We start from the raw sequence: 24,301 nt of genomic DNA, 5'->3' as shown, positions 1-24,301 counted from the left end.
TTATGTCGATCATCAGTAGTATGTTGGCGCTTTATCGTCAGACTTCTGTTACTGTGACGCATGTCACGACGATGTGCAGTGCGCTGGCTGGTTCCGATGGGGTGCGGACTCGCCTCAGCGCCCCACTTACAGAGGAGAGAACCATGCACGCACCACGCATGCGCGGGAAGATCATCACCGCTGCGGCCTACTTCGCCGCCGGCGGGCTTGCCCTCACCGGCTGCACTGCAGGCGAGGACACTAATGCCGAACCGACCAACAACTCCGTGGAAGGCAACCAGTCCGAGGGCGAGACCGTGGTCATCGGGTTCTCCGGACCGGCCGCGGACCACGGCTGGCTGGGCGCCATCAACTCCGCCGCCACCGCCGAAGCCGAGAAATACCCGGACATCGACCTGCGGGTGGCCGAAGGAACCAATGACGCGAACCTGCAGATCAGCCAGGTGGAGCAGTTCATCAATGACCAGGTGGACGCCATTGTCCTGCTGCCCACCGACGGCGCTGCCCTCACCGACGTCGCCATCCGCGCCATGGAGGCGGGCATCCCCGTGATCAACGTGGACCGTGAGTTCTCCAGTCCCTTCGCCGCCCGTGCCACCGTCCTCGGCGACAACTACGGCATGGGCGTCAGCGCCGGTACCTTCATCTGCGAGCAGGTGGGCGACCAGCCCGACGCCGTGGTGGCCGAAATTGCCGGCATCGACGCCCTGCCGCTCACCCAGGACCGCAGCGAAGGCTTCAAGGACGCCCTCGCCGGCTGCGGGCTCGAGGTCAACAACCGGGTGTCCGCGGACTTCACCGTCCAGGGCGGCGAGGCCGCAACGTCCCAGCTGCTCTCGGCCGCACCGGAAAACGACGCGCTGTGGAACCACGACGACGATCAGGGCATCGGCGTCCTGGCCGCCATCGACGCCGCCGGGCGGGACGAGTTCATCATGGTGGGCGGCGCCGGCTCCGCGAACGCCATGCGGGAAATCCAGTCCGGGGACAGCGTCCTGCAGGCGACCATCATCTATCCGCATACCCAGGCCGCGGACGGCATCCGGCTCGCCCGGCTGCTGGCGCAGGACAAGGCCATGAGCGACCTGGTCGAGATCGAGGTGCCCAACCGCGTGGTGCTCAACGCCCCGGTGGTCACCAGCGAAAACGTCGAGGAATACCTGCCTACCGCCTTCGAGTCCTGACCGGGCGGTCCGAACGCGGGCCGGGCGGCCGGGCCGGGCACCCGCGCAATCAGCACAGCACTAAGGAGAAAACATGCAGGACAAGAAGCCGCTGAGGGTGGCACTGGTGGGCCACGGCTTTATGGGGGCGGCCCACTCGCAGGCCTGGCGGGTGGCGCCCCGGTTCTTCGACCTGCCCCTGCAGCCGCGGATGGACCTGCTGGTGGGCCGGGACGCGGACCGGACCTCCGCCGCAGCCCGGAAATGGGGCTGGGCCGAGTCCGCCACCGACTGGCGGGAGGCGGTCACCCGGGAGGACATCGACGTCGTGGACATCGTGACGCCCGGTGCTTCCCATGCCGAGATCGCCATCGCAGCGCTCGACGCCGGCAAGCACGTGCTCTGCGAAAAGCCGCTGGCCAACACGGTGGAAGAGGCGCAGGCGATGGCCGACGCCGCCGCCCGCGCCGAGGCCCGGGGCGTTCGGGCGATGGTGGGCTTCACCTATCGGCGGCTGCCCGCCACCACCCACGCCCGGAACCTCGTGGCCGCCGGTGCGATCGGCACGGTCCGGCAGGTGCGGGCCGTGTACCTGCAGGACTGGCTGGTGGACGAGGACTCCCCGCTGACCTGGCGGCTGCAGCAGGACGAAGCCGGGTCCGGTGCCCTCGGGGACCTGGGCGCGCACGCCATTGACCTGGCCCAGTACATCACCGGGGTGCCGCTGGCCGAGGTCAGCGGCACCCTCGCCACCCTGGTCCCCACCCGCCCGGTGCCCGAAACGGACCAGCGGGGCACGGGCCTGGGCGGAGGCAGCGCTGGTTCGGGCAACGACGCCGGCCCCCGCGGACCGGTGACCGTCGACGACGTCGCGCTGTTCCTCGGCCGCTTCGAGGACGGTGTGCTCGGGTCCTTTGAAGCCAGCCGGATGGCCACCGGCCGCAAGAACGCGTTCCGGCTGGAAGTCTCCGGCAGCAAAGGTGCCATCAGCTTCGATCTGGAGGACCTGAACTTCCTGGGCTTTATGGATTACACGGTTCCGCCGGACCGGCAGGGCTTCACCCGCATCATGGTGACCGAACCGGACCACCCCTACGTCTCCGCGTGGTGGCCGGCCGGCCATTCGCTCGGCTACGAACACGGCTTCGTGCACCAGGCGAAGGACTTCGTGGAGGCCATCGCCGCCGGAACCGCGCCCGCGCCGTCGTTCGCCGACGGCCTGCAGGTCCAGGAAGTCCTCGACGCCGTGTCCCGCAGCGCCGCTAAATCCAGCGTCTGGCTGCCCGTGCGCTGACCGTCCCGTCCCGACTCACCATCCCCCCGTCCACGCAGGCAAAGGAGCCCGTCATGTCCCGACCAGTCACTCTGTTTACCGGCCAGTGGGCCGACCTGCCCCTTGAAGAAGTGGCCCGGCTTGCCTCCGGCTGGGGGTACGACGGGTTGGAAATCGCCTGCTGGGGCGACCATTTGGACCCTTGGCGGTGGGATGACGAGGAGTACGTGCAGAGCCGCCGCGACATCCTGGAGAAGTACCGCCTGAAGGTGTTCGCCATTTCCAACCACCTCAAGGGGCAGGCGGTCTGTGACGATCCGATTGATCAGCGGCACCGGGACATGGTGTCCGACGCGGTCTGGGGCGACGGCGATCCGGAGGGCGTCCGGCGCCGAGCCGCAGAGGAAATGAAGCACACCGCACGGCTCGCCGCGGCCCTCGGGGTGGACACCGTGATCGGCTTTACCGGTTCGTCCATCTGGAAATACGTGGCCATGTTCCCGCCGGTCTCGGCGGACGCGATCGACGCCGGGTACCAGGACTTTGCCGACCGGTGGAATCCGATCCTGGACGTCTTTGACGAGGTGGGCGTCCGCTTTGCCCACGAAGTTCATCCCAGCGAAATCGCCTACGACTACTGGACCACTGTCCGGGCGATGGAGGCCATCGGGCACCGGCCGGCGTTCGGCCTGAACTGGGACCCGAGCCACTTTGTCTGGCAGGACCTGGACCCGGTGGCGTTCCTCTGGGACTTTCAGGACCGGATCTACCATGTGGATTGCAAGGACACGAAGAAGCGGATGACCAACGGCCGCAACGGCCGGCTCGGCTCGCACCTGCCTTGGGCCGATCCGCGGCGCGGCTGGGACTTCGTGTCCACCGGCCACGGAGACGTTCCGTGGGAGGACGCCTTCCGGATGCTCAACAGCATCGGCTACGCCGGCCCGATCTCGGTGGAATGGGAGGATGCCGGAATGGACCGGTTGGTCGGAGCCCCGGAGGCACTGGCGTTCGTCCGTTCACTGGCGATGGATCCGCCCGCTGCCGCGTTCGACGCTGCGTTTTCATCGCGGTAGGCCCGGAAACGACGACGGCGGCCTCCTCCTTCGGGAGGTGGCCGCCGTCGTCGTTAGTTGCCGTGAAGCGAGCGGAACCCTACCGGGCGTTGCGCTTACGGCTGAGTCCGAACACGACGGCCGCCAGCAGCACCAGCCCCTTGATGATCTGCTGCCATGCCGCATCGACGGACAGGATGGACAGGCCCTGGTTCAGCACGCCCATCACCAGGCCGCCGATCACGGCACCCACCACGGTGCCCACGCCGCCCTGCACCGAAGCGCCGCCGATGAACACCGCGGCAATGGCGTCCAGCTCAAACCCGCCGCCGGCCGAAGCCACGGCTCCGCCGGCCCGGGCGGTGCTGACCACGGCGGCAAGTCCGGCCAGGAAGCCCATGTTCACGAACACCAGGAAGTTCACCCACTGGGTCTTCACGCCGGACATCATGGCGGCGTTCAGGTTTCCACCCATCGCGTAGATGTGCCGGCCGAACACTGTGCGGCCCAGCAGGAACGAGTAGGCCAGCACCAACCCGGCCAGGATGATCAGGATGATCGGCAGGCCGCGGCTGTAGGCCAGCAGGTAGCAGAGGTACATGATGGCGAACACGGCGACGGCGTTCTTGAACACGAACGAGCCCGTCCGTTCCCGCGGCAGGTCGAGCCGGCGCAGGTCCGCGCGGCCCTTCAGCTGCTGCACCACCAGGGCAATCGACGCCAGCGCGCCGATGCCCAGGGTCAGCAGGTCCGGAGTGCCGGTGGAGGGCAGGGCGCCGGAGCCGATGGCGTTGAACGGCCGCGGCAGGCCGCTGACCGTGCCGCCGGTCAGCAGGACCAGGGCCACGCCGCGGAAGACGAGCATCCCGGCGAGGGTAACGATGAAGGCGGGGATCCCCACAAACGCCACCCAGAAGCCCTGCCAGGCTCCGATCAGCGCACCAGCCACCAGTGAAAGCACTACGGCCGCCCACCAGGGCATCCCCCAGTCGTTCATGGCCAGGGCGGCAATGGCGCCCACCGCGGCCACCACGGAGCCGACGGAGAGGTCAATGTGTCCGGCAATGATCACCATGACCATGCCGATGGCCAGGATCAGCACATACGCGTTTTGCTGGATGAGGTTGCTGACATTGCCCGGGTAGAGCAGCCGGCCGCCGGTGAGCACCTGGAACAGCAGGATGATCACAACAAGTGCGGCCAGGATGCCGTATTGGCGCAGGTCTATCCGGCGGCGCGTCTTCGCGGCTGCGGCTTGCGGCGGCAGCGGTGCCTTCGCCTGTTCTGGGGTCGTGGTGGTCACTGGACTTGTACTCCTTGGGTCCTGGCAGCGGTCATGTGGCGCATCAGTTCTTCCTGGGTGGCGTCGGCGCGGTCCACTTCCGCGGTGAGCCGGCCCTCGGCGATGGTGTAGATGCGGTCGCAGAGCCCGATCAGTTCGGGCAGTTCGCTGGAGATGACGATTACGGCTTTGCCCTGGGCCGCCATCTCGTTGATGATTCCGTAAATTTCGTACTTGGCGCCGACGTCGATCCCGCGGGTGGGTTCGTCAAGGATCAGCACGTCCGGGCCGGAGTAGATCCACTTGCTGAGGACTACTTTCTGCTGGTTTCCGCCCGAGAGGTTGCCGACGGTGGACGTGACGCTGGGCGTGCGGATGTTCATCCGCTGCCGGTACTCGTCCGCCACGGCGTATTCCCGGTGCCGGTCAATCACGCCCAGGCGGGCCAGCTTGCCCAGTGCGGCGGCGGAGACGTTGACGGCCACGTTGCCGATCAGGTTCAAGCCGTAGCGCTTGCGGTCCTCGCTGACGTAGGCAAGGCCGTTGCGGATTGCCTCACCCACGGTACGGGTGCCGATTTCGACGCCGTCCTTGAAGACCCGCCCGGAAATCCCGGTGCCGTAGGAGCGGCCGAAGATGCTCATGGCCAACTCCGTGCGGCCGGCACCCATCAGGCCGGCGAACCCGATAATCTCCCCGGCCCGGACGTTGAAGGACGCGTCCCTCACCACCACGCGGTCCGGATCCACCGGGTGGTGCACCGTCCAGCCTTCCACCCGGAACTTCTCCTCGCCGATGTCCGTTTCGCGGGGCGGGAACTGGTGGTCCAGCGGACGTCCGACCATGGCACGGATGATCCGGGTTTCAATCTCGTCGGTGTCCTCCACCGGGAAATCTTCGATGGTGCGCCCGTCGCGGATCACCGTCACGGTATCGGCGATCGAGCGGATTTCCTTCAGCTTGTGGGAAATGATGATCGAGGTGATCCCCTGGCCGCGCAGCTGGTCGATCAGGCCCAGCAGGTGGGCGGAGTCGTCGTCGTTCAGCGCTGCGGTGGGCTCGTCGAGGATCAGGATCTTCACCTCTTTGGACAGTGCCTTGGCAATCTCCACCAGCTGCTGTTTGCCCACACCGAGTTCAAGGATCTTCGTGGCCGGATTTTCATCCAGGCCCACGCGTTTCAGCAGTGCCGCGGCCTGCAGGTTGGTCTGGTTCCAGTCGATCACCCCGCCGCGGGCCACCTCGTTGCCGAGGAAAATGTTCTCGGCAACGGACAGGAACGGGCTCAGGGCCAGCTCCTGGTGGATGATCACGATGCCGTCGCGCTCGCTGTCGTTGATCGAGCTGTAGTTGACGGGCTTGCCGTCGAGGGTGATGGTCCCGGCAAAGCTGTTGTGCGGATAGACCCCGCTGAGCACCTTCATCAGGGTGGATTTGCCGGCGCCGTTTTCGCCGCAGATCGCGTGCACTTCGCCGCGTTCAACACTGACCGAGACCTCGTCGAGGGCCCGGATGCCGTTGAACTCCTTCACTATGCCGTCCATGGACAGGATGACGTCAGTCATGTGGTTCTCGCTTCAGTAGCTTCAATACAGGCGGCAGCGGCGTGCGGCGGTTTTCCGCCGTCGCACGCCGCTGCTTTCGCCCGTCGAAAGTAACGCCCGGGATCAGAGACCGACGTCGCCGGCTTCCATGAACCCGGAGTCCACCAGGGCGGACTGGACGGTGTCCTTGGTGACCACCTGCGGATCGAGGATGTAGGTGGGGACCACCTTGACCTCGTTGTTGTAGGTCTCGGTGTCGTTGACCTCCACGTCCTCGCCGTCAACGAGGGCCATGATCATGCTCTCCACCTGGGTGCCGAGCTCGCGGGTGTCCTTCCAGACGGTCATGGACTGCTGGTCTGCCAGCATGGCCTTGACGTTTGCGACGTCGGCGTCCTGGCCGGTGATGAGCGGCCAGTCCGAGCCGGGCTCATATCCGGCGGAATTCAGCGAGGCCTCGATGCCCAGCGCCAGGCTGTCATTCGGGGAGAGTACGACGTCGACTTTCTCGCCTCCGGTGTAGAAGGACTGAAGCCGGTTGTCCATTTCCGCCTGTGCATCGGCGGACTGCCAGCCAAGGATGCCGATGGACGTCCACTCGTCATTGCTCGCCGGGGACTTGCCGGAGGGAACCACCAGCTGGCCGCTTTCCACGTAGGGAAGCAGGACGTCCCATGCGCCGGAGAAGAAGAACGAGGCGTTATTGTCGTCGGGGCTGCCGGCGAAGGGCTCGAGGTTGAACGGGCCCTTGCCCTCGGCCAGGCCGAGCTGCTCTTCGATGAACTCGCCCTGGAGCTGGCCCACCTTGTAGTTGTCGAACGTGGCGTAGTAGTCCACGGCGTCGGTGCCGTTGATCAGGCGGTCATAGGCGATGACCTGTACGTCCTGGTCCTTCGCGTCCTCGAGCGCCGGGCCGAGGGTTTCGCCGTCGATGGCCGCGACCACAAGGATCTTGGCGCCGCCGGCGACCTGGTTCTGGATCTGGCTGATCTGCTGGTCGGTCTTGTCATCCGCGTACTGGAGGTCAACGGTGCAGTCCTGGGCTTCAAGTTTTTCCTTGAGCCCCTCGCCGTCATTGATCCAGCGCTCGAGGCTGCGCGTGGGCATGGAGATCCCGACGTTGCAGGAGCTGGCTTCCCCGTCACCGTCTGTATTGGAGCCCGCGGGTGCACAGGCCGACATGCCTGCCGCCAGGCCAACGGCCAGGAAGACGGCCGAGACATTTTTGATTCTGGTCATGCTGCAAAACCTTCGAAAAGGATCCTGCCGGTGCGGAGCCGTTCCGCCCGCTGTCGGCGGAACGGCCACGGGTCCGCTGCAGGCTGGATCGAGCGGATACAACGCTGTAGCGCCCTGTCGACGCATGGCATCAACAATTTGTAGGCGAAGACAACATATCCCGAAGTGGCATCCATCACAATAGAATCTCGAAAAGTTACCGCATCGAATTCCGCGGGATCGGGAACCCGGCTCCGACCGAAATGTTCCCCGCAGGCAGCACCCCGGCCATCCCGTATTGACGCCCGTGCCCCGCACCCATACCGTCCCCCATACACTCGCGCCGCCGCACCGTCACTGGGTGCGGCACACCGCGGACCCCGCCGGCCGGTCGAAGGTGGCCGGCCGGCGTCGTCCGCACCGCCGCACGCCGGGGCGCTCCCTTATTCCTGGGACGCGGAGTGCCGGTACCCGCTGGGCGTGAAGCCCAGGACTTCCCGGAACGCGTTGGCCAGATGTGCATGGTCGGCGTAACCGAGATCGGCGGCAACATCGGCAATGGAGAGTTCGGTGTTGTCGCGCAGCCGTTCCGTAGCCTCCTGCAGCCGGTAGCGGCGGATCATTGCCAGGGGCGGCAGACCCACAAACCGGCGCGCCAGGCGCTGCAGGGTCCGGACGGAGACGCCGAGCTGGTCGGCGGCCTGGTCAACCCGGGTCAGCTCCCGGTCGGATTGGATCAGGTCCTCCAACCGGTTGGCCGCTTCGGCTTCGGCGGTAGGTAGCGGGACCCGGGCCGCCAGCCACTCGGCTACCGCCGCCGCAGCGCGCTCCCGGCAGCAGGCGCCGTCGTCGTCATTATTCGCGGCGCCGCTGCTCATGGCCACCGTCACCGCGGCATGCAGGTCCGGCGCGTGGAACGGGATTTCCGCGTCGCGGAGGCTGCCCGGGTCATCAGTAAAGCCCGGTACGGCGGCCGGCCGCAGCAGCATCCCGACGGCCCAGCCCCGCCCCGCCAAGTCGCGGAACGAACGCCGCGTGGCAGGGCCGGACAGGCTGACACCCTCCGGCTGCACCACCAGGTTCAACGCCGGGAACGGCAGGACCTCCTGCCGGGAGACCTTGCCGGGTGCCAGGTCCCATTCCGGAATCCAGACCCACCGCAAGCGGTCCCGGAGGGCGTCCGGCGGGAGCAGCCGGTGAAAGGTCGGCAGCCGGGCGGGATAAAGCAGCCCGCGCCACTGGTCCTCCATAGCCTGCTCATTTCTCCGGTTATTCGGCTGCTGCCGGCGGTCGTGAATCGTATTGTCGCGAATCTCCAAGCGCCGGCCTACTGCTGCTGCCTAGCTTTGCAGCATGACATTCATAGACAACACCGCTTCAGACGAAACCATCACCGGCCTCACCGGACAACACACCACCGGCGGGATTCCGCACGGTGCCACCAGCCTGACCCCATTCCTGGCTGTACCGGATGCCCGAAACGCCATTGCGTTTTACCGCGACGTGTTCGGGGCCCGGGTAATGGACGTGACCGAGATGGACGGCGTGGTGGTGCACGTCGATCTGGACTTCGGCCTGGGCCGGCTGCAGCTGGGCGAGCCCAATCCCGCTTTCGGGTTGGTGCTTCCCCCGGAAGGGGACAACGACTGCTACTCGCTCGGGCTCTACTGTGCCGATGCGGACCAGACCGTCTCCCGGGCGGTGGCGGCCGGCGCCGTTATCCGCGAACCACTGACGACCTTTGTCTCGGGAGACCGCTTCGCCAGTATCCGTGACCCGTTCGGGGTCCGCTGGTCGGTGATGTCCCGGGTGGAGGACCTTTCCGAAGAGGAGAGCGCCCGCCGGGTCGCGGAGTGGGCGGCGACGCAGTCCGGCGGAGACAGCAGCTGAGCCGCCGCCGTGAAGGCGGCGGCTCAAAGCGCCGGGCGGTCCAGCGGCTAGAGGCAGTTCAGCGGCTAGAGTCCTCAGTCTCAATGCTGATCATCCAGCTGGTTCCGAACCGGTCGGTCAGCATGCCGAACATGTCTCCCCACGGCGCCTTTTCCAGCGGCATGGTCATCTGGCCGCCGTCGAGCAGTTTGTCCCAGTACCCGCGCAGCTCCTCCCCGTTATCCCCGCTGAGGGAGATGGAGTAGCTGCTGCCCTGGTCCATGTTCATGCTGTTCGGCGTGTCCGAAGCCATTAACACCAGGCCGTTGTCAGTGGTCAGGGAGGAGTGCATGATCTTGTTTGCCTCGGACGGATCCTCGGCCATGTTCATGTCACCGAAGGTGGAGCTTTCCAGCGTTCCTCCGAAAACGTCCTGGTAGAACGCCATCGCTTCGGCGGCGTTGTCCCGGAAGCTGAGGTAGGGGTTCATCAGGGTGGACATGGTTGTCTCCTTACGGGTGACGGATCGGACGCTCCCGAGTATGCGCCGACCTCCATCCCTGCGGAACCCGCCGGACCTAATTCCGCAGCGATATTCCGCAGCGAAGCTGCGCGGTCCGGCCCGGAGGATTCCCCGCTTTACTTCCCTGCTTTACTTCCCCGCGGGCCGCCCGCGCACGGCAGACCACTCGCTGCTGAGCACGACGTCGCCCACCGGCTCCCAGTCATTCGTTTCGACCAGGGAAGCCACGGTGTCCCGGTTCAGGTCCGGCGCGCCGCCGTCGACCTCCGCCGTCGGATAGCAGACCCAGAGGGATCCGCCGGGCTCAACGGCGGCGGCCGCCTTGGCCAGTTCATGTGCCAGATCGGCCGCGGAAGCTACGAACAGCAGCACGACGTCGGCCGGGAAGCGCCCGTCATCCTCGGCGAGGAACGCGGAGTCCGGCAGCAGCCCGGCCACCTCGGGAAAGTTCTTCGCACCGTAGACGGTGACGCGGTCCGTTTCGGAAACTTCAAACGGCTGGGCTGATTCGGGTGACACTTGGGGGGCTCCATTCCTGGGCACGAGACTCTGGTGGTACGGGCGGCATCGAACAAGTAACCAGTAAGCCGCCTTCCCTATTGTTTCAGTTACAGCCCCCGGATTGCCCCGGTTTCGGCGATTCGGAAGCACCGAAACTGTAACGACGGCACCTTCCGAAACGCCTGGCACTCGCCGTTCAGGTGACCCAAAACACTTCGGCTCCCCTACCGGGTGAACAGCCCCCGGCCGATAGGTTCTGAGGGATAGTTTCAACAGTTGGGGAAAAATTAATGATCAGCAGCAAAGCAGCGCTGGCCGCAGCCGCGGCCGTCGTCGTTGCAGCTTCGGCGGTGGGATGCTCCTCTGCATCGACCGCGGATAAGTCGAACACAGCGGAAGTCGTCCGCGTCATTGACGGCGACACCCTCGTGGTCGACTTCGAGAACGAGGAACTCACCGTCCGTCTGCTCAACGTGGACACTCCGGAAACCAAGGATCCCGACAAGGCTGTCGAGTGCCTGGGTCCGGAAGCAACAACCTTCCTGGAGGAGGCCCTGCCTCCCGGCAGCACGGTGACTTTGGAGTTCGACGTCGAGCGTGAGGACCGCTACGGACGCACCCTCGCCGGGGTGTACGACGCCGATGACCGCCTTATGAACGCAGAGGTGGCCCGCCACGGTTTCGGTATTCCCGTGACCTACGAGCCGAACGCCAAGTTCCGCCCTCCCGTGGACGCAGCCTACGAAGAAGCGCGGGACAATCAGTCCGGGCTGTTCAGCCCGGAGGTTGAGTGCACTGTGCCTGCCCAGGTCAGCGCGCTTGAAGACGCCGCCGAGGAGGCCGTCTCCAATGGCACCTCGGCAGGGGTCGCTGCGGCCGTAACCGCTGCCTACGCTGTCGCGAAAACCGTAGACGAGGGCTTCGACGCCCTTGAAGCCGCGTCCAAGGCCGGCGAATCGATGGTCTGGGCTGCGCTTTCCGAGACGGAGCGGGCTTCACTTATGGGCCGTGCTGCAGCGGCGAAAACCAAAATCCATTCGCAGCATGAAACGCTGGTTGCCCTGGATGAGGAGCGCCTAGCCGCGGAGGAAGCTCAGCGCCAGGCCGCTGAAGCCGAAGCCCAGCGCGTGGCCGCGGCTGAAGAAGAACGGATCGCGGCGGAACAGGCTGAGGCAAACCGGATAGCGGCCCAGGCCGAAGCGGACCGGCAGGCTGCGGCCCAGGCGGAAGCAAACCGGCGGGCGGCGGCACCGGCACCGGCACCTGCACCGCAGTATGTGGCGCCCCCTGCGGAGACCAACCCGTACCCGGGCTACACCGGACCGCGTTGCTACGCGCCCGGCGGCAAATCCTGGAAGCCCTGCTAGAGGCGCACCGCATTCAAAAGTAAAGGGCCTCCCGGACGACGAATAGTCGTTCCGGGAGGCCCTTTACTTTCCAGTTCGGGTTCAGCGGTAACCGATCCTAGCCGCGGCCTCCCCCGTGCCCTCCGCCGCCCCAGCCAGCGTGGTGGCTCGGATGGCCGTGGTGTCCGTGGTGGCCGTGATGGCCGCCGTGCCTGTCACTGACGTAGAGACTTCCGGCCAGCCGGAGATCCTCCACCGAGCGGCCCACATAGATAGGGACCTCCCCGGTGGGGGTTACCCACGCGCTCTCCGTCTCGTCCCAGTACTGCAGCGACCGCGGATCCAGTTCGATCTCCACCCGGTCCGACTCCCCCGGTGCGAGCGTCACGCTGCCGTACCCGGCGAGCTGCAGGTCCGGCGTCGGAACATCGGTGGGCAGGTTGCCCACGTACACCTGCAGTGTTTCTTCACCGGTGTAGTGTCCCGTGTTCCATACCCGCACCGAAACCGCTGCCTCCGGATCGGAGGCGTCCACCTTGTGCGTGGTCCGCAGTTTCCCGTAGTCGAACTTGGTGTAGGACAGGCCGTGGCCGAAGGGGAACAGTGGTGTCAGCCCCTGCTCGAGGTAGCCCTTGTAGCCCACAAACACACCCTCAACGTAGGGCACCTCGGGGTCCACAATCTCAATGAGTGAGAACGGGTTAGGCGGTGCCACCTGGACGGCCTGCTCATCGCTGGCCGGGAAGGTGACCGGCAGCTTGCCGGACGGGTTCGCGTCGCCGAACAGCAGCGCTGCCGTCGATGTCCCCTGTGCTTGCCCGGGGTACCAGATTTCCATCACCGACGGGACGTCCTCGATCCACGGCATAGTCACCGGACCGCTCGTCGCCAGTACGACGACGGTATTCGGGTTTACTGCCGAGACCGCCGAAATGAGCCGGTCCTGGTCCTGCGGAAGCACCAGCGACCCGCGGTCAGCGGCCTCCCCGGTGTAGTCCCGCGCCACGATCACGGCCACTTCGGATTCGGTGGCGAGAGCCACCGCTTCGGCCATGGCCGGCGGCAGGACGTCCTCCGGCGGCGTCCAGCCGAAACGCATCATAGCCCCGGGCTGGTCGTTGAGTCCGCCGTTGAACTGGTTCGGCGCGTCCGTGGTGTAGTCGATCCGCACGGCCACGTTCTGTCCGGCGGTCAGGTCCACGGTCGCTTCCTGGGTGCCGAAGGGCGCCGCCGGTCCGGTGATGACTTCCTGGTCATCCAGGAACAGCCGGGCGGTGCCCAGATGGGTCAGGGACAGGGTGTAGCTTCCCGTGGTCGGAGCCGCCAGGGTGCCGGTCCAACGGACGGAAATCGGCTGGGATGCCAGCTGCGCCCCGATCCCCGGTACCTGGGAGGTGTTGATGGTATCGGCCGAGATGCCGGTCCGCAGATTCACCTGCAGCTCATCCCGGGCCAGCGCCGGTTCGCCTTCGAAGGTATTGATCCCGGTCCAGTAGCTCGCGGACACGTCCGTCAGCACTCCGCTGGGAACCGGCGGCGGGCCGGGAATCGTGTCGCCCAGGGACACCGGATCCGTACCGGGCGCCCACTCGACGGCTGATCCGGCAGCCCGCGCGGTGATCCCGTCCAGGATGGTGGTCAGCCGGGCGGGGTTGGGAATCGCACCGCTGCCGCCGCCGTCGATGTACCAATCGGCGTCGGAACCGATGACCGCCACGGAGCCGGCGTCGTCGTCCAGCGGCAGGGTCCTGTCCTCGTTCTTCAAAAGCACCGCCGCTTCCAGGGCGGCCTGTTCCGCCACAGCGGCGTGCTCGTCGAGCATTTCCGCGGGCACCGGCGGGTCGGCAGGCTGCGGGTTGATGAAGGAGCCGGCCGGCGGGTCATCCACGATGCCCTTGGCGAACATGGTGCGGGCCACCCGGCGGGCGGCATCGGTCACCCGTTCCTCGGAGACCTGGCCGTTCTGCACCGCCGCCAGGAGCGCGGGCCCGGAGAATTCGAGGCCCGGCCCGGCGACGTCGAGCCCCGCCGCGTAGTCCTCGAAACTGTGGGCGGCGTTGAAGTCCGAGGAGACGAATCCCGGGAAGCCCAGCTGGCCCTTGAGGATCTGGTTGAGCAGCGTGTCATTGCCGCAGGCGAACGGCCCGTTCACCCGGTTGAAAGAGCACATAATGGCGCCGGGATCACCCTCGCTCACCATGGTTTCCCAGGGTCGGGTGTAGGTCTCCTGCAGGGTCCGCTCGTCCACCAGGACATTCACGTGCCCGCGGCGGGTCTCGAAATTGTTCAGGTTGTAGTGCTTGGGAAGCGCCGAGATGTCCGCGCTCTGCTCCCCTTGGACCTGCCCCGCGGCAATGTCGCCGCTCAGCATCGGGTCCTCGCCGAGGTCTTCCCACATCCGCCCGTTGAAGGGCGTCCGGACCAGGTCCATGGTGGGGCCGGCGATGGCGTTGTAGCCGGTCGCCCGGGCTTCTTCCCCGCCCACGGCACCGTAGGCCTGGGCGAGTTCCGGACTGAAGGAGGACGCAAGTCCCACTCCGGCCGGCAGCGCCGTGGTGTCCTGGGTTTCCAGGGCGAGTCCGCAGCAGCCGTCCTTGCTGCGGATGGGCGGCAGGCCCAGTTCCGGCAGTCCCGGCCCGCCGCTTTGGATCAGGTAGGTCACCTTTTGTTCCAAGGTCATCACGGCGACCACCAGGTCCGCCCGCTCATCCGGCGTCAGTTCCGGGTCCATCCACGGCATGCCCGGCGGCGCCTGGGACGGGAGCGCCACCCGGGCTTCGGGTGTTAAAGGTGCCGCAGCGGCACCGGCTGGATAAAGGCTTCCGGCAACCAGCATCGCCGCAAGCGACGCCAGCCCGAGTCGTACTGATTTCTTTCGTTGATGCATGGCGGTTCCCTCATACTGGGCCGCGTTCACCCCCAGGGGCGCAGCGGTGTCAGTTGCCGCATCCGGCAAAGATGCGAGAGTTCGCAGAACGGGTTGGCCCCTCCCCGACGGGCGGCCCGTGTAGCTGACGTGCCGTTCCGGGTGGCGGGACGGCGGTGCGAGTGCAGGAAGGACGCTATGGGGCGGGAGGGGAAGGGACAACCAAGGTTCGCGGTATCGATTGCGGGAGGCGCGAATTAGCCCGGCGACCCTAAGGTTGCGGGCCGCCCTTGATTCCCCGCCGTACCAGGCGAAGAATTCTTCCCAAGCGCGGCAGGAAAACCAAAGGACCGGACACCATCCCGGCGTCCGGCGGTGTGCCGCCCAAAGGTGGTGGGCCGAATGGTCCCCGAACTCTCCCCTGGCGCCGTCGCAGCCCTGCGGACGTCCCTGTCCGGTTCCGTTGTCCTGCCCCAGGACGAGACTTACGACGACGCCCGCCGCGTCTGGAACGGCATGATCGACGTCCTGCCGGCGATGGTGGTGCGCGTTGCTTCCGTCGAGGATATTGCCGCGGTCCTCGCCTTTGCGCAGCAGTGGGACCTGCCGCTGGCGGTCCGCGGCGGAGGGCACAATGTGGCCGGCAACGGCACGGTCGCCGACGGCGTCGTGCTGGATATGGGTGGCCTGCGGGACGTCAGCGTAGACGCGGACAGCGGCACCGTTACGGTGCAGGCGGGAGCCACCATGGGCGATGTCGACGCCGCCACCGAACCCTACGGCCTGGCCGTTCCCATGGGCGTCGTCTCCGGCACGGGGGTGGCCGGGCTGACCCTCGGCGGTGGTGTCGGCTGGCTGACCCGCGTGCATGGACTGAGCATCGACAACCTGGAGGCTGCCGACGTCGTCACCCCCGGCGGCGAAGAGGTCCACGCGTCCGCCGATGATCATTCGGAACTGTTCTGGGGGCTTCGCGGCGGCGGCGGGAACTTCGGTGTCGTGTCGTCTTTTACCTTCCAGGCGCATCCGCTGCCCCCGCAGGTCCTCACCGGGAACCTGGCGTACGGCAATATGCACTGGCGCTCTGCGCTGCGCGCCTATGACGCGTGGGCGGCCGGCCTGCCCGATGAAATGACCACCATCATCAGCTGCCTGGTACCGATCGAGGAATGGGACATGGGAGACCAGCCGCTGATGGTGATCGGACTCGCGTGGGCTGACCCGGATCAGGAGGCCGGCGCCGCGTTGATCCGGCAGCTTACCGCGGCAGCTCCCCCTGACATCGAAGCGGTGGAAGCGGTGCCCTGGTCCGACTGGCAGACGGCCATGGACTCAACCTTCCCGCCAGGCTCACGCGCCTACTGGAAAAACGCCTCCATCGACCGGCTGGATGACGCCGCCATCGACGCCCTGGTCCGCGCCGGCTGCGAGCAGACCTGGCACGGGACCGGCTTTGACATCCACCATCTGGGCGGCGCCTACGGCCGGGTCGCGGACGACGCCACCGCCTTTCCCACCAGGGATGCCCCCTATTGGCTGAACATTTACGGCTTCTGGCAGGACCCGGCGGACGACGCCGCCCGTACGGCTTTTGTCCGAGGGGTGGCGAAGGCAGTGGAGCCGTTCTCCTCCGGCGCGCAGTACGTGAACTTCATGGGCGCCGAGGATCCGGTGGCGCAGGGCACCGTCCCGTCCGTCTACGGCCCGGACAAGCTGGCCCGGCTCACCGCGCTGAAGACCGCCTACGACCCGCAGAACCTCTTCCGGCGGAACCACAACATCGTGCCGACCGGGTAACGACTTAGGGTGCGTTCCGGGAGACGTCGTTCTGCATGGACGGATGGCTGGAGCACTCCCCGTGCAGGGTTATTGCCCGGTGGCCCGTGCTGACGGCATAGTCGACCATCAGCCCGTCCTCCCCTCGTCCGAAGGCGTTCCACGCCGCGCCGTCCGGATACGAAGGATCTCCGAGGACACCGCTGACTACCGCGGCCTGCCGACATCAGCAACAAACCATAGAGGAGGCCTGCGCCCGGATGCCGCTGAGGCGCCTGCGGCACCGGACTCCTCGCCTCCGGGCTCTCCGGACGCCCCTCCTAGCGGTCTTTCCGCCCACCCTAACCGACCGAAATTACCCAAAACCCCTTGACCCGGCCCCGGCGCCGTCGTACGTTCGTAATCAACCGCAAGGTTGAACAACCAGTACCTTGATTACACGTCTACAGAAGCTGACCGACCGCATGGACTCCCACAGCGACGAACCCCTTCTGGACAAGGCCTTCCTGGCCCTGGCCGATCCGGCCCGCCGCCAGATCATCGCCCGGCTTTCCCGGGGCCCTGCCACGGTCAACGAACTGGCGGAACCCTTCGAGATCTCCAAACAGGCCATCTCGAAGCACATCCAGGTCCTCGAACAGGCGCAGCTGGTCACGCGCAGCCGTGACGCCCAGCGCCGGCCCGTTCACCTGAATCCCGCACGGTTGGAGGCACTCACCGCATGGATCGGCCAGTACCGGCTGGTCCGCGAGGAGCAGTTCCGCAGCCTTGACGCCGTGCTCAACGCACAGGCCGCAGCGAAAGGCGGCCCGTAGGCAAAGGATTCATCATGACCAACGCACTGCAGCTCACCGTCCCGGAGGGTGTCCCCTTCATCGATTTCAGCCGCGAGGTGGACTATCCCGTGGAGCAGGTCTTCCGGGCGTACGCCGAACCGGACCTGCTGGTCCAGTGGCTGGGGCCCCGGGGAATGAAGATGGACATCAACCACTACGATTTCCGCACGGGAGGCTCCTACAGCTATATCCATACCGGGCCGGAGGGCGTGCCCTACGAATTCCGCGGCATTTTCCACACCGTGCGGGAAAATGAATCCGCGATCCAGACCTTCGAGTTCTCCGGCTATCCCGACGTCACCAGCTTGGAGTTCATGACGCTCGAGGCGCTCGACGGCGGCCGTACCCGGATCACCGCCCACGCGGTCTACCCCTCGATGGAGGCACGGGACGGCATGGCGGCCTCCGGCATGGAGTCCGGCGTCTCCGAGGGCTTTGACCGGATGGATGAGCTCCTCGCCCAGCTCCAGCCGGAGGCCCTGCAGGGAAGGGGCGCGTGATGAGCAAAAATCCCCTGACCTTGAGTGCCCCCGCGGGGGAACCCTTCCTGGAGTATCAACGCGACTTCGATTTCCCGGTCAGCGCTGTGTTCCAGGGACACACGGATCCGGACCTGTATCTCCAATGGATCGGCCCGGAGGAGCTGACCACTCGGATGGACGTGTTCGAGCCCCGGTCCGGCGGTGCCTACCGAGTAGTCCAGTCCACAGGCGACGGCGAGGAATATGCCTTCCACGGCATGTTCCACACGGTGCGCGAGAACGAGTTTCTGCTGCAGACCTTCGAATTCGAGGGCTATCCGGACGTGGTGACGCTCGAATACAGCACCTTCACCGAACTGCCCGGCGGCAGGAGCCGGGTGAGCGGCCGTTCCCTGTACCCCTCGGTTGAATCCCGGGACGAGTTCCTGGGCAACGGCATCGAAGAGGGCATGTCTGACGGCTACAACCAGCTGGATGATCTGCTCGCCTCCGTCCGGATAGGAAGGTAGGTGCTGAGCATGGACTGGACCCTTGAGGTGATGATCGTCCCGGTCAGTGACCAGGACCGGGCGATCGCTTTCTACCGCGACCAGGTGGGTTTTCGCCTGGATCACCGCACGTCCACCGAGCAGATGGACTTCGCGCAGCTGACACCGCCCGGCTCCGGCTGCTCGATTGTGCTCGGGGATCCGAGCTCCCAGCAGGGCATGGTGCCCGGTTCCCTGCGCGGACTGCAGCTGGTGGTGCCGAATGCGCAGGCGGCCCGGCAGGAACTGCTGGACCGCGGCGTGGAGGTTGGCGACGTCACCGTCTTTGACGAGCGCGACGGCGGAACCTTCTTCAGCTTCGCGGATCCGGACGGCAACGCCTGGACCGTGCAGGAGATGAAGGTCCGGGCGGACAAGCCACTGATTCCGCATGAGGCGCGGATCAGCTATCCGGCGGAGCAGCAGGCCTAAGCCGGGTCTTTTAACCTATGTCGCCGGGGCCTCCATCATGGAAGCCCCGGCGACTAGTACGCGCCGCTGGCGCAGGGAAGGGAAGGTTTACTGCACGGCCCAGTACACGCCGTCGTTGCCCTGCATCGAGAAGGTCGGCTCGACCAAGACCTTTCCACCGGACACCGCGTCAGCCGGGACGTCCATGCAGACCTGGTATTGGGCAGTGCCGCCCTTTTCCAGAGTCGGTACGTCGTAGTCACGCAGCGCTACCACTACCCCGGTCGCCGAGTCGTACTGCTTGGCATCGGTTCCCACGAACTTGGTTTCCAGATCCAGCCAGGGATCTCCTTCCTCATTGCCCACGTACTCAACCGTCAGGTCAACCAGCACATATTGTCCCGCTGGATCATCGTTGAGCGGGTTGACGGCCAAGACCTCCTGGGTGGCGTTGGTGTCCACACCGGTCACGGTGACGTTGTACTCCCCGACCCGTGCTGTTTCTCCCAATGCCTCAGTCTGCCCGGCGTGGCTGGAATCGGCCGCCTCAGCGGTGTCGTCTGCAGCGGGCTGCTCGCTGCCCCCAACGGATTCCGTGACCTCATCGATGACGTGCCCGTAATAGGCCTGTGTTGCCACCACCCCGACCAGGGACAGGACCACGAGGATGAGGCCCGCAATCGACATCCCTTTGGACCGTGACTTGTTCCTGACGGCAATCACCACCGCGGGGATAGCGAATCCCAGTCCGATTAGGCCAAGGAGGAATACGAGGTTATTGACGATGGGAACCCAACACAGCAGCAGGGACACAAGCCCGATGACCAGCGCCGTGATGGCCAGGCCCCGTCCGGCATCCGGGTTGCCGACAGCTTTGCCGGGCTGTTCAGGTCCACCGGAGAGGGGAGCATCAGGAACAGGCCCTTCGTCCTGTTGCCGGTCGGGAGCGGATTGCTTGAACGTGGTGTTGTTGTCCATTTGAATCTCCCCGTGTCGTGAAAACAGTCCCATGAATGCGCCACGTCTGCAGGGGTCCCGCGCTTCGACTCCGGGAAGGACCCAGTGGCGTTGAACTTTCTTGTTTCAAACAGGGGTGGAGGTTGGGGTATCTTCACGGTTCAGCGACGCTGGACAGCTTCATGACGGATAACCGTCGAATACCGTTCATCAGCGCCGAATACACCCAACGTACCCATGTGTGTGCATTTCCGCTTGCACAGTTAAAGATTAATTCTTCAACAATTGAGGCTCCATGAGATCGATCACGCAGACCCGCCACGGAGCTATGAGATGGCTCACCCTGCCCTTTAGTGCCCGGGGCGTGGGACGTAACGCAAAATCCGGGTGGCGCCAGCAGGCGTAATATGGATTGGCCCCTGAACTGGGCCTACCCCCACATTCCAAGGTGCGTTTTCTTGAAGTCCTCCTTTACCCAGGCATTGGCCCGCGGGCTGAATGTCCGGCACATCCGCTTCATGGCGCTCGGCTCGGCCATCGGCACCGGCCTGTTCTACGGGTCCGCATCGGCCATCCAGTCCGCCGGACCGTCCGTCCTGCTGGCCTACATGATCGGTGGCGCCGCTGTCTTCCTGGTTATGCGGGCCCTCGGCGAGATGGCAGTCCGGCATCCGGTAACGGGTTCGTTCGGCCACTACGCCAGCCGCTATCTGGGCCCGTTCGCCGGGTTCATCACGGGCTGGACGTTCGCTTTCGAGATGGCCATCGTCGCGATTGCCGACGTCACCGCCTTCGGCATCTATATGGGCTTCTGGTTTGAAGACGTGCCGCGCTGGATCTGGATCCTCGCCGTCATCCTGCTGATTGCCGCACTGAACCTGATGCGGGTGAAGGTCTTTGGCGAGACCGAGTTCTGGCTCTCACTGATCAAGGTCTCGGCGATCATCGCGATGATCGTCGGCGGTGCGGCCATCGTAGTCTTCGGGTTCGGACTGCCCGACGCCGCGAACCCCGGCCTGGATACGATGCTGGGTTCCGGAGGGTTCTTCGCCAACGGATTCTGGGGCCTGCTGGCGTCCTTCTCGATTGTGATGTTCGCCTTCGGCGGCATTGAAACCATCGGCATCACCGCAGGCGAAGCGGACAACCCCAAGAAGGCCATCCCCGCGGCAGTGAACACCGTTCCGGTCCGCATCCTGCTCTTCTACGTATGCGCCCTGGGCATCCTGATGATGATCTTCCCGTGGCAGGACATCAACGGCGAAACCAGTCCGTTTGTGCAGATCTTCGACACCCTGGGCATCCCGGCCGCGGCGCACATCCTCAACGCCGTGGTCATCACCGCAGCGATCTCGGCCATCAATTCCGACATCTTCGGTGCCGGCCGCGTCCTTTACGGCCTCGCACAGGAAGGCCAGGCGCCGGCGTCGTTCGCCCGGATTTCCCGGAACGGGGTGCCGTGGATGACCGTAGCGACCATGGCGGTGGTGCTGCTCGTCGGCGTCGTGCTGAACGCCCTGCTGCCCGAATCGCTGTTCACGATCATCGCGTCCATCGCCACCTTCGCGACCGTGTGGGTATGGCTGATGATCCTGCTCTCGCACATCGCCATGAAGCGGGAAATCAAGCGCCGGAACCTGCCGGCCTCGGAATTCGGTGTGCCGTTCTGGCCGGCCGCGTCCTATGCGGCACTGGCTTTCATGGTGTTCATCGTGGTGCTGCTCGGCATCATGCCGGACACGCGGGTGGCCTTGATTGTGGGCGCAGTATGGATCGCGCTCCTGTTCGGCGCCTACCGCCTGTGGGTCCGCGGCGACGGCCTGGTCCGTGCGGAACTGGCGGATGAAACGTACGACGACGGAACGCAGGGAGCAGCGGAAAGCCGGGTCTGATCTGCCCGCTGCCCTATCCCCAGTGGATCGCCGTCGCGATCACCGAGGCGAGCAGCCCTGCAACAGCGAGGATGCCTCCGAGCACCCGGTTCGGCAGGTCCAGCCAGGACGGCCGGTTGGTCAGGACCGTGTACAGCCCGGTGCACAGAGCGATCAGGCCGGCCGACCCCAACAGGCCGGTGAACCCGGTGGCCACCCCTTGGGCAATGATGAGCAGCAGCATCACCAGCCCAACAACCAGGATGGTCCACCGGGACCCGCCCACCGTCGTCGTGCGCTTCCTGCCCGAGTTTGCGCTGTGTCCCGCGTAACCACCAGTCATGTGATCTCCAGCCGGGGCCGCCGTTCCGCCCAGCACGGAATGCGGCGGTAGCCTCTTCGCTCAAAACGCTACTCCCGCTACCCCGGAAGAAGTCTGGACGCCCCGTGTGAATGGTGGACCCGTCCGGACGGCAGCCAGACGGTACGGAGCAGAGCCACCTGGAAACGCCCGAAGCGCAGTGTGATCAGCGGCCAGTCGGTCTGGACACGCCCCGGTCCGTCCGCTTGTTCCCGCTCCTGCAGGATTCGCCGGAGGCGGTGCCGCTGTTCCATCTCGGCTGCCCGCAGGCGGTGTTCCATCTGGGCAACCTCGATCTCCATGAGTCCCATGCGTGCAACGCTAGGCACCTTCCCGGGGTGCGGCCACAGCCTTGCGGACACCCTCGGTCCGCAGCCGAAAACCCTTCTGCAGCCCGGGCAATAAAACTCCCAACGCCCGGAGAACGAAGGCCACCGCGGACAACACCTCACCCGAATAGACTGGTCTTGTGCCTCATTCCTCCGCCGCCGGCCGCTTCGCTCCCAGTCCCACCGGTGAGCTCCACGTAGGAAACCTGCGCACCGCCCTGCTGGCCTGGCTCTTCGCCCGCAGCACCGGCCGCCGGTTCCTGCTGCGGATGGAGGACCTTGACCGGGTGCGCTCCGGCGCCGAAGCGGCCCAGCTGCGCGACCTAACCGCCGTCGGACTGGACTGGGACGGCGAGATCATCCGGCAGACCGAACGCACTGAAATCTATCTGGACGCCATCGACCGGCTGCGCAGTGCCGGACTCGTGTATGAATGCTTCTGCACCCGGCGCGAGGTGGCGGAAGCGGCGTCCGCCCCGCATGCGCCGCCCGGGGCCTACCCCGGTACCTGCCGGAACCTCACCGAAGAGCAGCGTGCCCGACGACGGCGCGAACGTCCCGCCGCCCTGCGCCTGCGGACGGAGGTAAACGAGTTCACCGTGACCGATGAGCTGCACGGCAGCTACACCTCCGCGGTGGACGACCTGGTGCTGCTGCGCAACGACGGCGTCCCCTCCTACAACCTTGCGGTGGTCCTCGACGATGCACTGCAGGGCATTGACCAGGTAGTGCGCGGGGATGACCTGCTGAGTTCGGCGCCCCGCCAGGCGTACCTCGGTTCCCTCCTCGGGCTGCCTCCGGTCAGCTACGCCCATGTTCCGCTGGCGCTGAACACTTCTGGCCAGCGGCTGGCCAAGCGCGACGGCGCCGTCACCCTCACCGACCTTGCCGCAGCGGGGCTGGATGCGGATGCCGTCCGGGCCCTGATCCTCGGGTCCCTGGGCCTGCCCGGGAACCTCAGCGAAGCACTGGCCGAATTCTCTCCCGCGCGGATCCCGCTGGAGCCGTGGATCTTTGAGGCCAAGGCCTACGTGCCCTAGGACGTGCAGCCCACGCCGTCGCCGTCCCGGTCAAACTTGGGATCCCAGCCGGCGTCGCCCGGTCGGATCGGCGCCACACCCGCGGCCTTCACTGCCGTGCAGTTGGCATAGACGGTTCCGGCGGGTGCGGCGGGTGCAGGTTCCACCGCGGGTGCGGCAGGTGCGGGTGCGGCGGGTGCAGGAGCGGCAGGTGCAGGCTGCGCGGCGTCGGCTGCAGCAACCGCTGCGGCAGGCACGGTGCCGTCCCGCGCGGGAACCGGCTCGTCCGGGCAGCCGGACAGGACGGCAGCGATCGCGTCATGCTCTGCCTGCGTCATCCACAGCCGGTATTCGGCTTTGACTGCAGTCTGGCGGGCTACATATTCGCAGCGGAAGTCCTTGTTGGCGGGCAGCCAGGTGGCGGCGTCGCCGTCGGACTTGGAGCCGTTGGCGGGCCCGTCGGCGGCCATGAGGTTCAACGGATCATTGGCCAGCTGCCGGCGTTCCTCGGCGGACAGCTGCTGCGCCCCCTTCTGCCAGGCATCGGAAAGGGCCACCACATGGTCGATCTGGACGGCGGTGCTGGTGGTGTTGCCGCGGACAAACGCAATGGTGGTTCCCGTGTAGGGATCCAGGAAGGTGCCCGAGGCAACCACGCATTCCCGGGTTCCATCCTTGTACACAATGTCCACGAGGTCGCGGGCGAGGATGTCGTTGCGGGTGTCGCAGCCGTTGTGATCCGTATCGGCCCAGGCCGGACCGAACTGCTCGCGGTCGTACCCGGTCTTCGGTGCGCGGCCCTTGATCGGGATGCCGGCCAACTGGTCCAGCGCGGTGCCTGCTGCGGCGGGCTCGGCAGGGGCGGCGGGCTCGGCAGGAGCGGACGGGCCCGCGGGTTCGGTGGACCCCGTCGCGGGTTGGGTCGCGGAGGACGGGGCTGGTTCGGAGCCGGTGTCGGTGGCGGGGGTGCAGCCGACTACGCCGAGGGCGAGCAGGGCAACGAGCGACAGAGCTTTGGTGCGTAGTGAAGTCATCGCCAACCATTATCTGCGGCATGGCACCGCCTGCCGCTCAGGCGCGCCGACCATGCTG

The 24,301-nt window shown here is 66.1% G+C and carries 23 protein-coding genes; 12 read left to right on the top strand and 11 right to left on the bottom strand.

The genetic code is table 11. From position 1 onward, the window contains the following. The first annotated feature begins 143 nt into the window (after positions 1-143). The 3 genes from NNX35_RS12075 (at position 144) to NNX35_RS12065 (ending at position 3,512) form a co-directional block, all read left to right on the top strand. Entirely contained in the window at positions 144-1,184 is a 1,041-nt protein-coding gene (locus NNX35_RS12075) for a substrate-binding domain-containing protein (RefSeq protein ID WP_255867883.1), read from the top strand. A gap of 73 nt (positions 1,185-1,257) precedes the next feature. After that, positions 1,258-2,457: a Gfo/Idh/MocA family protein gene (locus NNX35_RS12070; RefSeq protein WP_255867882.1), complete on the top strand. Its 1,200-nt coding sequence runs from the start codon at positions 1,258-1,260 to the stop codon at positions 2,455-2,457. Between the two features lie 53 nt (positions 2,458-2,510). Then, on the top strand, positions 2,511-3,512 hold the full coding sequence (locus NNX35_RS12065) for a sugar phosphate isomerase/epimerase (protein WP_255766762.1): 1,002 nt from the start codon (positions 2,511-2,513) through the stop codon (positions 3,510-3,512). Between the two features lie 79 nt (positions 3,513-3,591). Here NNX35_RS12065 and mmsB read toward each other — a convergent pair whose 3' ends face one another. The 4 genes from mmsB to NNX35_RS12045 form a co-directional block, all read right to left on the bottom strand. Beyond that, complete coding sequence (gene mmsB / locus NNX35_RS12060; protein ID WP_370647042.1) at positions 3,592-4,794, bottom strand: multiple monosaccharide ABC transporter permease; 1,203 nt, start codon at positions 4,792-4,794, stop codon at positions 3,592-3,594. Continuing rightward, a complete protein-coding gene (gene mmsA, locus NNX35_RS12055; RefSeq protein WP_255867881.1) occupies positions 4,791-6,338 on the bottom strand; it encodes a multiple monosaccharide ABC transporter ATP-binding protein in 1,548 nt (515 codons plus the stop codon). The genes mmsB and mmsA overlap by 4 nt, the downstream gene beginning before the upstream one ends. Positions 6,339-6,440: 102 nt before the next feature. Beyond that, entirely contained in the window at positions 6,441-7,556 is a 1,116-nt protein-coding gene (gene chvE, locus NNX35_RS12050; protein ID WP_255766760.1) for a multiple monosaccharide ABC transporter substrate-binding protein, read from the bottom strand. Positions 7,557-7,978: 422 nt separating this feature from the next. Next, on the bottom strand, positions 7,979-8,785 hold the full coding sequence (locus tag NNX35_RS12045) for a helix-turn-helix domain-containing protein (protein WP_255867880.1): 807 nt from the start codon (positions 8,783-8,785) through the stop codon (positions 7,979-7,981). Between the two features lie 103 nt (positions 8,786-8,888). Between NNX35_RS12045 and NNX35_RS12040 the strand changes: the two genes are divergently transcribed. Continuing rightward, positions 8,889-9,425: a glyoxalase/bleomycin resistance/extradiol dioxygenase family protein gene (locus NNX35_RS12040; RefSeq protein WP_255867879.1), complete on the top strand. Its 537-nt coding sequence runs from the start codon at positions 8,889-8,891 to the stop codon at positions 9,423-9,425. A gap of 58 nt (positions 9,426-9,483) precedes the next feature. Here NNX35_RS12040 and NNX35_RS12035 read toward each other — a convergent pair whose 3' ends face one another. Together NNX35_RS12035 and NNX35_RS12030 are read right to left on the bottom strand one after the other, a co-directional pair. Continuing rightward, complete coding sequence (locus NNX35_RS12035) at positions 9,484-9,906, bottom strand: VOC family protein (RefSeq protein WP_255766757.1); 423 nt, start codon at positions 9,904-9,906, stop codon at positions 9,484-9,486. Between the two features lie 150 nt (positions 9,907-10,056). Further along, positions 10,057-10,446: a hypothetical protein gene (locus tag NNX35_RS12030; RefSeq protein WP_255867878.1), complete on the bottom strand. Its 390-nt coding sequence runs from the start codon at positions 10,444-10,446 to the stop codon at positions 10,057-10,059. A 272-nt stretch (positions 10,447-10,718) separates the two neighbouring features. Between NNX35_RS12030 and NNX35_RS12025 the strand changes: the two genes are divergently transcribed. Continuing rightward, the gene (locus NNX35_RS12025) at positions 10,719-11,795 is read left to right on the top strand and encodes a thermonuclease family protein (RefSeq protein ID WP_255867877.1); all 1,077 of its coding nucleotides are present in this window, start codon (positions 10,719-10,721) and stop codon (positions 11,793-11,795) included. A 97-nt stretch (positions 11,796-11,892) separates the two neighbouring features. On the opposite strand, the gene NNX35_RS12020 is transcribed toward NNX35_RS12025, so the two are convergent. After that, complete coding sequence (locus NNX35_RS12020; protein ID WP_255867876.1) at positions 11,893-14,661, bottom strand: glycoside hydrolase family 3 C-terminal domain-containing protein; 2,769 nt, start codon at positions 14,659-14,661, stop codon at positions 11,893-11,895. Between the two features lie 381 nt (positions 14,662-15,042). On the opposite strand from NNX35_RS12020, the gene NNX35_RS12015 reads away from it, so the two are divergent. The 5 genes from NNX35_RS12015 (at position 15,043) to NNX35_RS11995 (ending at position 18,693) form a co-directional block, all read left to right on the top strand. Beyond that, a complete protein-coding gene (locus NNX35_RS12015; RefSeq protein ID WP_255766753.1) occupies positions 15,043-16,437 on the top strand; it encodes an FAD-binding oxidoreductase in 1,395 nt (464 codons plus the stop codon). A 443-nt stretch (positions 16,438-16,880) separates the two neighbouring features. After that, positions 16,881-17,231 (top strand): helix-turn-helix transcriptional regulator, encoded by a 351-nt coding sequence (locus NNX35_RS12010; protein WP_255767241.1) that lies wholly within the window; start codon positions 16,881-16,883, stop codon positions 17,229-17,231. A gap of 14 nt (positions 17,232-17,245) precedes the next feature. Next, the gene (locus NNX35_RS12005; protein WP_255766752.1) at positions 17,246-17,752 is read left to right on the top strand and encodes an SRPBCC family protein; all 507 of its coding nucleotides are present in this window, start codon (positions 17,246-17,248) and stop codon (positions 17,750-17,752) included. Further along, entirely contained in the window at positions 17,752-18,243 is a 492-nt protein-coding gene (locus NNX35_RS12000) for an SRPBCC family protein (RefSeq protein ID WP_255766751.1), read from the top strand. Before NNX35_RS12005 ends, NNX35_RS12000 begins: the two co-directional genes overlap by 1 nt. A gap of 9 nt (positions 18,244-18,252) precedes the next feature. Then, positions 18,253-18,693 carry a VOC family protein gene (locus NNX35_RS11995; protein ID WP_255766750.1) on the top strand — a complete coding sequence of 147 codons (441 nt, stop codon included), beginning with the start codon at positions 18,253-18,255 and terminating at the stop codon, positions 18,691-18,693. 87 nt (positions 18,694-18,780) lie between these two features. Here the strand turns inward: NNX35_RS11995 and NNX35_RS11990 are convergent, their stop codons facing one another. Further along, positions 18,781-19,650: a DUF4352 domain-containing protein gene (locus NNX35_RS11990; protein WP_255766749.1), complete on the bottom strand. Its 870-nt coding sequence runs from the start codon at positions 19,648-19,650 to the stop codon at positions 18,781-18,783. Between the two features lie 497 nt (positions 19,651-20,147). On the opposite strand from NNX35_RS11990, the gene NNX35_RS11985 reads away from it, so the two are divergent. Continuing rightward, positions 20,148-21,521 carry an amino acid permease gene (locus tag NNX35_RS11985; protein ID WP_255767240.1) on the top strand — a complete coding sequence of 458 codons (1,374 nt, stop codon included), beginning with the start codon at positions 20,148-20,150 and terminating at the stop codon, positions 21,519-21,521. 13 nt (positions 21,522-21,534) lie between these two features. On the opposite strand, the gene NNX35_RS11980 is transcribed toward NNX35_RS11985, so the two are convergent. Together NNX35_RS11980 and NNX35_RS11975 are read right to left on the bottom strand one after the other, a co-directional pair. Continuing rightward, positions 21,535-21,843, bottom strand: coding sequence for a hypothetical protein (locus NNX35_RS11980; RefSeq protein WP_255766748.1), 309 nt, complete (start codon positions 21,841-21,843; stop codon positions 21,535-21,537). A gap of 77 nt (positions 21,844-21,920) precedes the next feature. After that, positions 21,921-22,172 (bottom strand): hypothetical protein, encoded by a 252-nt coding sequence (locus NNX35_RS11975; RefSeq protein WP_255766747.1) that lies wholly within the window; start codon positions 22,170-22,172, stop codon positions 21,921-21,923. 158 nt (positions 22,173-22,330) lie between these two features. Here NNX35_RS11975 and gluQRS point away from each other — a divergent pair, with 158 nt between their 5' ends. Beyond that, the gene (gluQRS, locus tag NNX35_RS11970) at positions 22,331-23,230 is read left to right on the top strand and encodes a tRNA glutamyl-Q(34) synthetase GluQRS (protein ID WP_255766746.1); all 900 of its coding nucleotides are present in this window, start codon (positions 22,331-22,333) and stop codon (positions 23,228-23,230) included. Here the strand turns inward: gluQRS and NNX35_RS11965 are convergent. Next, positions 23,227-24,243: a DUF1524 domain-containing protein gene (locus NNX35_RS11965; RefSeq protein ID WP_255766745.1), complete on the bottom strand. Its 1,017-nt coding sequence runs from the start codon at positions 24,241-24,243 to the stop codon at positions 23,227-23,229. The two genes, gluQRS and NNX35_RS11965, sit on opposite strands and share 4 nt — an antisense overlap. Between the last annotated feature and the right edge of the window lie 58 nt (positions 24,244-24,301).

Source organism: Arthrobacter sp. zg-Y844 (assembly GCF_024385465.1).
In the GTDB taxonomy this organism is placed as follows: domain Bacteria; phylum Actinomycetota; class Actinomycetes; order Actinomycetales; family Micrococcaceae; genus Arthrobacter_B.
This window is presented reverse-complemented; position numbering and strand designations above follow the sequence as displayed.

Coding starts and splice junctions, on each gene's coding strand:
- NNX35_RS12075 (WP_255867883.1), top strand. CDS start 144: ATGCACGCACCACGCATGCGCGGGAAGATCATCACCGCTGCGGCCTAC.
- NNX35_RS12070 (WP_255867882.1), top strand. CDS start 1,258: ATGCAGGACAAGAAGCCGCTGAGGGTGGCACTGGTGGGCCACGGCTTT.
- NNX35_RS12065 (WP_255766762.1), top strand. CDS start 2,511: ATGTCCCGACCAGTCACTCTGTTTACCGGCCAGTGGGCCGACCTGCCC.
- mmsA (WP_255867881.1), bottom strand. CDS start 6,338: ATGACTGACGTCATCCTGTCCATGGACGGCATAGTGAAGGAGTTCAAC.
- chvE (WP_255766760.1), bottom strand. CDS start 7,556: ATGACCAGAATCAAAAATGTCTCGGCCGTCTTCCTGGCCGTTGGCCTG.
- NNX35_RS12045 (WP_255867880.1), bottom strand. CDS start 8,785: ATGGAGGACCAGTGGCGCGGGCTGCTTTATCCCGCCCGGCTGCCGACC.
- NNX35_RS12040 (WP_255867879.1), top strand. CDS start 8,889: ATGACATTCATAGACAACACCGCTTCAGACGAAACCATCACCGGCCTC.
- NNX35_RS12035 (WP_255766757.1), bottom strand. CDS start 9,906: ATGTCCACCCTGATGAACCCCTACCTCAGCTTCCGGGACAACGCCGCC.
- NNX35_RS12025 (WP_255867877.1), top strand. CDS start 10,719: ATGATCAGCAGCAAAGCAGCGCTGGCCGCAGCCGCGGCCGTCGTCGTT.
- NNX35_RS12020 (WP_255867876.1), bottom strand. CDS start 14,661: ATGCATCAACGAAAGAAATCAGTACGACTCGGGCTGGCGTCGCTTGCG.
- NNX35_RS12015 (WP_255766753.1), top strand. CDS start 15,043: ATGGTCCCCGAACTCTCCCCTGGCGCCGTCGCAGCCCTGCGGACGTCC.
- NNX35_RS12010 (WP_255767241.1), top strand. CDS start 16,881: ATGGACTCCCACAGCGACGAACCCCTTCTGGACAAGGCCTTCCTGGCC.
- NNX35_RS12005 (WP_255766752.1), top strand. CDS start 17,246: ATGACCAACGCACTGCAGCTCACCGTCCCGGAGGGTGTCCCCTTCATC.
- NNX35_RS12000 (WP_255766751.1), top strand. CDS start 17,752: ATGAGCAAAAATCCCCTGACCTTGAGTGCCCCCGCGGGGGAACCCTTC.
- NNX35_RS11995 (WP_255766750.1), top strand. CDS start 18,253: ATGGACTGGACCCTTGAGGTGATGATCGTCCCGGTCAGTGACCAGGAC.
- NNX35_RS11990 (WP_255766749.1), bottom strand. CDS start 19,650: ATGGACAACAACACCACGTTCAAGCAATCCGCTCCCGACCGGCAACAG.
- NNX35_RS11985 (WP_255767240.1), top strand. CDS start 20,148: ATGGCGCTCGGCTCGGCCATCGGCACCGGCCTGTTCTACGGGTCCGCA.
- NNX35_RS11980 (WP_255766748.1), bottom strand. CDS start 21,843: ATGACTGGTGGTTACGCGGGACACAGCGCAAACTCGGGCAGGAAGCGC.
- NNX35_RS11975 (WP_255766747.1), bottom strand. CDS start 22,172: ATGGGACTCATGGAGATCGAGGTTGCCCAGATGGAACACCGCCTGCGG.
- NNX35_RS11965 (WP_255766745.1), bottom strand. CDS start 24,243: ATGACTTCACTACGCACCAAAGCTCTGTCGCTCGTTGCCCTGCTCGCC.